Source organism: Pararhizobium sp. PWRC1-1 (assembly GCF_049897905.1).
Lineage (GTDB): Bacteria > Pseudomonadota > Alphaproteobacteria > Rhizobiales > Rhizobiaceae > Pararhizobium.
The window spans coordinates 221,921-228,710 of the sequence record NZ_JAFCXE010000011.1 but is presented as its reverse complement, the minus strand read 5'-3'; the positions used below and the strand labels follow the sequence as shown (position 1 = coordinate 228,710).

At 59.9% G+C, this 6,790-nt stretch carries 5 protein-coding genes and 1 pseudogene; 2 read left to right on the top strand and 4 right to left on the bottom strand.

Annotated features, from left to right (window positions below; all coding sequences use genetic code 11):
* From ACP7E0_RS18495 to ACP7E0_RS18480, 4 genes and pseudogenes are all read right to left on the bottom strand, one after another.
* A pseudogene (locus ACP7E0_RS18495) lies at positions 1-292 on the bottom strand (carbohydrate ABC transporter permease); the annotation flags it as partial.
* A 13-nt stretch (positions 293-305) separates the two neighbouring features.
* Positions 306-1,178, bottom strand: coding sequence for a carbohydrate ABC transporter permease (locus tag ACP7E0_RS18490; RefSeq protein WP_426126668.1), 873 nt, complete (start codon positions 1,176-1,178; stop codon positions 306-308).
* 190 nt (positions 1,179-1,368) lie between these two features.
* Entirely contained in the window at positions 1,369-2,679 is a 1,311-nt protein-coding gene (locus ACP7E0_RS18485) for an ABC transporter substrate-binding protein (protein WP_426126666.1), read from the bottom strand.
* Positions 2,680-2,832: 153 nt separating this feature from the next.
* Positions 2,833-3,786 carry a sugar-binding transcriptional regulator gene (locus ACP7E0_RS18480; RefSeq protein WP_426126664.1) on the bottom strand — a complete coding sequence of 318 codons (954 nt, stop codon included), beginning with the start codon at positions 3,784-3,786 and terminating at the stop codon, positions 2,833-2,835.
* Between the two features lie 203 nt (positions 3,787-3,989).
* Between ACP7E0_RS18480 and ACP7E0_RS18475 the strand changes: the two genes are divergently transcribed.
* Positions 3,990-5,351 carry an NAD(P)-dependent oxidoreductase gene (locus tag ACP7E0_RS18475; protein ID WP_426126662.1) on the top strand — a complete coding sequence of 454 codons (1,362 nt, stop codon included), beginning with the start codon at positions 3,990-3,992 and terminating at the stop codon, positions 5,349-5,351.
* A 15-nt stretch (positions 5,352-5,366) separates the two neighbouring features.
* The gene (gene preA, locus ACP7E0_RS18470) at positions 5,367-6,680 is read left to right on the top strand and encodes an NAD-dependent dihydropyrimidine dehydrogenase subunit PreA (RefSeq protein WP_426126660.1); all 1,314 of its coding nucleotides are present in this window, start codon (positions 5,367-5,369) and stop codon (positions 6,678-6,680) included.
* The last annotated feature ends 110 nt before the right edge of the window (positions 6,681-6,790 follow it).

Sequence of the window (6,790 nt, the reverse complement as noted above, 5' to 3'; positions counted from 1 at the left end):
AAAACGCCATCGACCATGCGGCAGGCACCGAAATCAGCAAGGCAAGCAGCGTCGAGCCAAGCGACAGGATGACCGAGTTCAGGAAGAACTTGAAATAATTGCTCTGCGCCTGCACGGCATCGTAGCTTTCTACCGTGCCCGAGGGAATGAGGTTGAACCCCTGGATTGCCTCGGTTTCTGACTTGAACGAGGTGATGATCGTATAAAGGATCGGGAAGAAGATCACGAGTGCGATGATCCAGGCGACGATAGTGAAGAAGACGGTTCTTCTGGTCGAAACTGCACGGGCCATGGTCTTGCCTCCCTTATTTGTCGAGGTTCTTGCCAACGGCGCGCATCAGGAAGAACGCGACGATATTGGCGAGGATGACTGCGATGATGCCGCCGGCCGAAGCGCCGCCGACGTCGTAACCGAGCAGAGCGGTGCGGTAGATCAGGAACGGCAGGTTGGTCGATGCGTAGCCTGGGCCGCCATTGGTGGTGACGAGGATTTCGGCATAGACGCCCAGAAGGAAGATCGTCTGGATCAAGATGACGACCGTGATCGAGCGGGCCAGATGCGGCACCGTCAGGTAGATGAAGCGGTTGACGAAGCCGGCGCCATCCATTTCGGCTGCTTCCTTCTGCTCGCCATCAAGCGATTGCAGGGCAGTCAAAAGGATCAGCGTTGCAAACGGCAGCCATTGCCAGGCGACGATGATGATGATCGAAAACAGCGGATACTGTCCAAACCAGTCGACCGGCTGCAGCCCGAAGAAACGGGCAATGTCGGCAAACACGCCATATTGCGGATGCATGATCATGTTCTTCCAGACCAGTGCCGCAACCGGCGGCATGACGAAGAACGGCGAGATCACCAGGATGCGGACGAGCCCCTGCCCCCACATAGGCTGGTCGAGCATCAGCGCAATGGCGACGCCGCCGATGACCGTGATAAAAAGCACGCCGCACACGATGAGCAGCGTGTTCCAGATGGACTGGAAAAAGGCAGGATCCGTATAGAAATATTGATAATTGAACAGGCCAGCGAAACTGACATTGCCGGGGTTGAGCAGGTTGTAGTTCTGGAAGGAGAACCACAGCGTCATCGCCAGTGGCACGATCATCCAGATCAGGAGAAGCCCGACAGACGGGGCCATCATCCAGCGCGCAAGCGCCCGCGTATTCTGCGTAGCCATTTCAACACCCTCCCTCTGATGCCGGTACGGACACCCGCCCCGCCGGGAGGGCAGCAAGCCGGCCGCCTTGGTATTCTTTTTTAAAAAGCCTGACGTCAGACACGGTGACAATAGACTTCACGGCGGGTGACGTCAGGTTGAAGTTGGCAACCCGGATGGTAGTCCGGGCTGCCTGTCCTTGGGAAGGAACCTACTTGATGTAGCCGCCGCGGGTCATTTCGCGGGTGGTTACCTGCTGTGCCTGCGCCAGCGCATCATCAACCGTCATCTGACCGGCGAGAGCCGCCGAGAACAGCTGACCGACCGTCGTGCCGAGACCCTGGAATTCCGGGATAGCGACGAACTGGACACCGACGTAAGGAACCGGCTTGACGGAAGGGTTCTTCGGGTCGGCGGCATTGATGCTGTCGAGCGTCATCTTGGCGAACGGAGCCGCCTTCAGATACTCGGCATTCTGGTAGAGCGAGGTGCGCGTGCCTGGAGGAACGTTGGCCCAGCCTTCCTTGGCAGCGACGATGTCGAGATAGTGCTTGCTGGTTGCCCAGGACACGAACTTCTCGGCAGCTTCCGCCTTCTGAGTACCTGCCGGGATGGCAAGGTTCCAGGCCCACAGCCAGTTGCCGCGCTTGCCAAGACCCGCGTCGGGAGCCAGAGCGAAACCGACCTTGTCGGCAACGGTGGAGTCCTTCGGGTTGGTCACGAACGAAGCAGCCACCGTGGCGTCGATCCACATGCCGCACTTGCCCTGCTGGAACAGCGCCAGGTTTTCATTGAAGCCGTTGGACGAGGCGCCCTGCGGGCCGGCATCGTTCATCAGCTTGACATACATGTCGAGCGTCGCCTTCCACTCCGGCTGATCGAACTGGGGCTTCCAGTTCTCGTCAAACCAGCGTGCACCGAAGGCATTGGACGTGGCGGTCAGGAACGCCATATTCTCGCCCCAGCCGGCCTTGCCGCGAAGGCAGATACCATTGATCCCGGCCGCACGGTCGGTCATCTTGCGGGCTGCGTCACCGATGAACTCCCAGGTCGGGGCATCGGGCATTTTCAGGCCGGCCTTTTCGATCAGGTCCTTGCGGTACATGACCATCGAGCTTTCGCCGTAGAACGGTGCTGCATAGAGCTTGTCGTCCATGGTCAGGCCCGAGCGGATGGCCGGAAGCAGGTCATCGACGTCGTAGTCTGCGCCGAGCTTGTCGAGCGGCAGCAGCCAGCCCTGCTTGGCCCAGATCGGAACTTCATAGGTACCGATCGTCAGGACGTCGTACTGACCGCCCTTGGTTGCGATATCCGTGGTGACGCGTTCGCGCAGCACGTTTTCTTCGAGGGTGACCCATTCGAGTTGAATGTCAGGATTGGCCTTGGTGAAATCGTCCGTCAGCGTCTGCATGCGGACCATGTCGCCATTGTTCACCGTGGCAATGGTGAGGGTTTCTGCCTGTGCGAAGCCCGCGATGACGATTGCCAAGCATGTGCCCAGCAGGAAAGTTTTCAAGTTCATATATCTTCCTCCCAGAAGAGTTATGAGCATTTGCCTTGCTCGTGGGCAATTACTCACACACCCGCAAAAAATGTCAATCGGCATTCGTTGCTGCAGTGCAGAAACGTTTGCTGGTTCATTTGATTTTGCTCGGAAAAATTTCTGGTTATTCGCTCAGTTGGCGAGCAAAAACTCAGCAGTCGACTCGTCCGTGATCAAACCATTGATCACCCGCCCCTTGAGGGCGGCCCTCAGCGCGAAGTATTTTCGCTGGCCTTTGGCAATGCCGATCACGGTCGCCGAATCGCGCGACGGCAAGGGCACGCTGGCGACACGCTTGTTGATGCTGCCGGACAGCATCTGTCCGTCACGGTCAAACATCCAGCCGCAGATCTCACCCGCAGCCCCCTCGTCCATCAGCCGCATCATCTCGTCGCGGGCCAGAAAGCCGTCCTCGCACAAGGGAGCGTCCTGGCCGAGTTCACCGACACCCACGAAGGCCACATTGGCTTCCGAGCCCAGCTGCAATGCCGATTTGACCAGCGCCTGATTGTGCAGCAGTGCCCGCTCCTCCGGTGACGACACCAGAACCGGCAGCGGCATCGGAAAATGCCGCGCCTTGACAGCATCCGCCATCGAGAAGATGACGTTGTAATAGGCCGCCGATCCATCAAGACCTATATTGCCGGTCAACGAGACGATGCGATGCTGCGGACATTCCATTGCCGGCAGCTGGTCGATCGCCGCCTTCAACGTTCGCCCCGTGCCGATCGCAAGGATGATCGGCTCAGCCGATTTCAGCCAGCGCTCGATCTCGGCCGCCCCCGCCTCGGCGATGCCGACGGTCGTTGACGATGAACCGGGGTCGCTCGGCACGATATCCACTTGCCGTAGATCGAATTTTTCCTTGAGGCGAAGCCCGAGTTCGAGACACGCGGCGATCGGGTGGTCGAGGCGGACCTTGATCAGACGTTCGGCCATGGCCAGCGAAACCAGTCGCTGCGCCGACTGGCGCGAGATACCCATGCTGGAGGCGATTTCGTCCTGCGTGCGCCCGGCGACATAATAGAGCCAGCCCGCACGTGCGGCGTCATCGAGCCTGTTATTGCCGTCCGGTCTGCGCGCCATTGTCCATACTCCCTGAACGATGTGCTGACACTTTTTCCCGGCTTCTGTCAAACAAAGACCATAACGCCTTCCTTTCCAGAGCCTTTGAAAGCCCTACGGTACTGGGATTCCTGCGATTTTCATTTTAAAATTTTACCGTTTGATAAAAAAATAAAGCGTGTTACCGTTTCAACATCCTGAGGCACGACATTTGGGAGCAAAAAATGGGAACGACTGAAACTGGAATACTGAGCGGGCGCCTGTCTCCCGTCGAATACGAGAAGAATTTTTCCGATCTGCACCCGCCGCTGGACGAGCATGAAGCACTGGTTGCCTCCGACCGCTGTTACTTCTGCTACGACGCGCCCTGCATGACGGCCTGTCCCACCTCCATCGATATCCCGCTGTTCATCCGGCAGATATCGACCGGAAACCCGATCGGGTCGGCAAACACCATCTTCGACCAGAACATCCTCGGCGGCATGTGCGCACGGGTCTGTCCCACCGAAACGCTCTGCGAGCAGGCCTGCGTGCGCAACGAAGCCGAGCACCGGCCCGTCGAGATCGGACGCCTTCAGCGCTATGCAACGGATATCGCCATGCGCGAAAACCGGCAGTTCTATCAGCGCGCCGAACCGACGGGTAAATCCATCGCCGTGATCGGTGCCGGCCCGGCCGGTCTCGCCTGTGCCCACCGCCTGGCCGTAAAGGGCCATGACGTCGTCATCTACGATGCCCGTGAAAAGGCTGGCGGCCTCAACGAATACGGCATCGCCACCTACAAGGCGGTTGATGATTTCGCTCAGGCCGAAGTCGATTACGTGCTGGCCATCGGCGGCATCGAAATCCGCAACCGCATGATGCTCGGGCGCGATTTCTCGCTGAGCGACATGCTGGCCAAGTACGATGCCGTCTTCCTCGGTCTTGGCCTTGCCGGCGTCAATGCGCTGAGGGCCGAAGGCGAAACCGCAGAGGGCGTCGAAGATGCCGTCGATTTCATCGCAGCACTGCGGCAATCGGCAACCAGGGCCGATATCGCCATCGGCCGCCGTGTCGTGGTGCTCGGCGGTGGCATGACGGCGGTGGACGCAGCCGTTCAGGCCAAGCTGCTCGGCGCCGAGGAAGTGACCATCTGTTATCGCCGCGGCAAGGAGAACATGAACGCCTCCGAGTTCGAACAGGATCTCGCCGCCGCCAAGGGCGTCACCATCCGCCACTGGCTGCAGCCCAAACGCATCATCGCCCGCGACGGCAAGGTCGCCGGCATCGAACTCGACTATACGACCATTACCGATGGCCGCCTGACCACCACAGGCGAAACCGGCGTAATCACCGCCGATCATGTGCTGAAAGCCATCGGCCAGACGTTCGAAGCCGATGGTCTCGGCATCATCACCCTGCAGTCCGGCCGCATCGTCGTCGACGGCGAAGGCCGCACCTCGCTCGACCGTGTCTGGGCGGGCGGCGACTGTGTGCTTGGCGGTGAAGACCTGACGGTGTCCGCCGTGGCACAAGGCCGCGACGCCGCCGAATCGATCAACCACGTGCTCGCCGCTGCATCGCAGCCGGCCGTTGCCGTCGCTTGAAGGGGAGAATGAACAATGGCTGATCTGCGCAACAACTTCGTCGGCATCAAGTCTCCGAACCCCTTCTGGCTGGCTTCGGCACCGCCAACCGACAAGGCCTACAATGTCGAGCGCGCCTTCAAGGCAGGCTGGGGCGGCGTTGTCTGGAAGACTTTGGGCGAGGAAGGCCCGCCAGTCGTCAACGTCAATGGCCCGCGCTATGGTGCAATCTGGGGCGCCGACCGCCGTCTGCTGGGCTTGAACAATATCGAACTGATCACCGACCGAGACCTCTACACCAACCTGCGCGAAATGAAGCAGGTGAAGATGAACTGGCCGGACCGCGCCCTGATCGCCTCGATCATGGTGCCCTGCGAGGAAAGCGCCTGGAAATCGATCCTGCCGCTGGTCGAGGAAACCGGTGCTGACGGCATCGAACTCAATTTCGGCTGTCCGCACGGCATGTCGGAACGCGGCATGGGCGCTGCGGTCGGACAGGTGCCGGAATATATCGAAATGGTGGTGCGCTGGTGCAAGCAGTACACCCGCATGCCCGTCATCACCAAGCTGACGCCGAACATTGCCGACATCCGCAAGCCCGCGCGCGCCGCCAAATCCGGCGGCACCGACGCCGTCTCGCTGATCAACACGATCAATTCGATCACGTCGGTCAATCTCGATACCTTCTCGCCGGAGCCTTCGATCAACGGCAAGGGCAGCCATGGCGGCTATTGCGGCCCGGCGGTCAAGCCGATCGCGCTTAACATGGTGGCCGAGATCGCCCGCGATCCGGAAACCTACGGCCTGCCGATCTCCGGCATCGGCGGCATCACCACCTGGCGGGACGCGGCAGAATTCCTCGTCCTTGGCGCCGGCAACGTTCAGGTCTGCACCGCGGCGATGACCTACGGCTTCAAGATCGTCCAGGAGATGGTCACGGGGTTGTCCGACTGGATGGACGCAAAAGGGCATCGCAGCCTCGACGACATCTGCGGCCGCGCCGTGCCCAACGTCTCAGACTGGCAATATCTCAACCTCAACTACATCGCCAAGGCAAAGATCGACCAGGATTCCTGCATCAAGTGCGGCCGCTGCCACATCGCCTGCGAGGATACCTCGCATCAGGCGATCACCCAGTTTGTCGACGGTGTCAGGCACTTCGAGGTGATGGAAGACGAATGCGTCGGCTGCAATCTCTGCGTCAACGTCTGTCCCGTGCAGGATTGCATCACCATGGTGGGTCTGGAGCCCGGTACGCTGGACGAGCGCACCGGCAAGGTGGTCGATGCAAACTACGCCAACTGGACGACCCACCCGAATAACCCGATGGCCCGCCAGGCCGCCGAGTAACCTGGGCATTCGATCATTGTCAGCCGCCTTGCCGAAAAACGCGAGGCGGTTGATCATCATTAAACACCTTAAACGACCCCACAAATCCGTTAAGTGCCAGCTGGCTGAAA

Excerpts from the sequence above, each read along its gene's own strand:
- ACP7E0_RS18490 (WP_426126668.1), bottom strand. The coding sequence starts at position 1,178 with ATGGCTACGCAGAATACGCGGGCGCTTGCGCGCTGGATGATGGCCCCG.
- ACP7E0_RS18485 (WP_426126666.1), bottom strand. The coding sequence starts at position 2,679 with ATGAACTTGAAAACTTTCCTGCTGGGCACATGCTTGGCAATCGTCATC.
- ACP7E0_RS18480 (WP_426126664.1), bottom strand. The coding sequence starts at position 3,786 with ATGGCGCGCAGACCGGACGGCAATAACAGGCTCGATGACGCCGCACGT.
- ACP7E0_RS18475 (WP_426126662.1), top strand. The coding sequence starts at position 3,990 with ATGGGAACGACTGAAACTGGAATACTGAGCGGGCGCCTGTCTCCCGTC.
- preA (WP_426126660.1), top strand. The coding sequence starts at position 5,367 with ATGGCTGATCTGCGCAACAACTTCGTCGGCATCAAGTCTCCGAACCCC.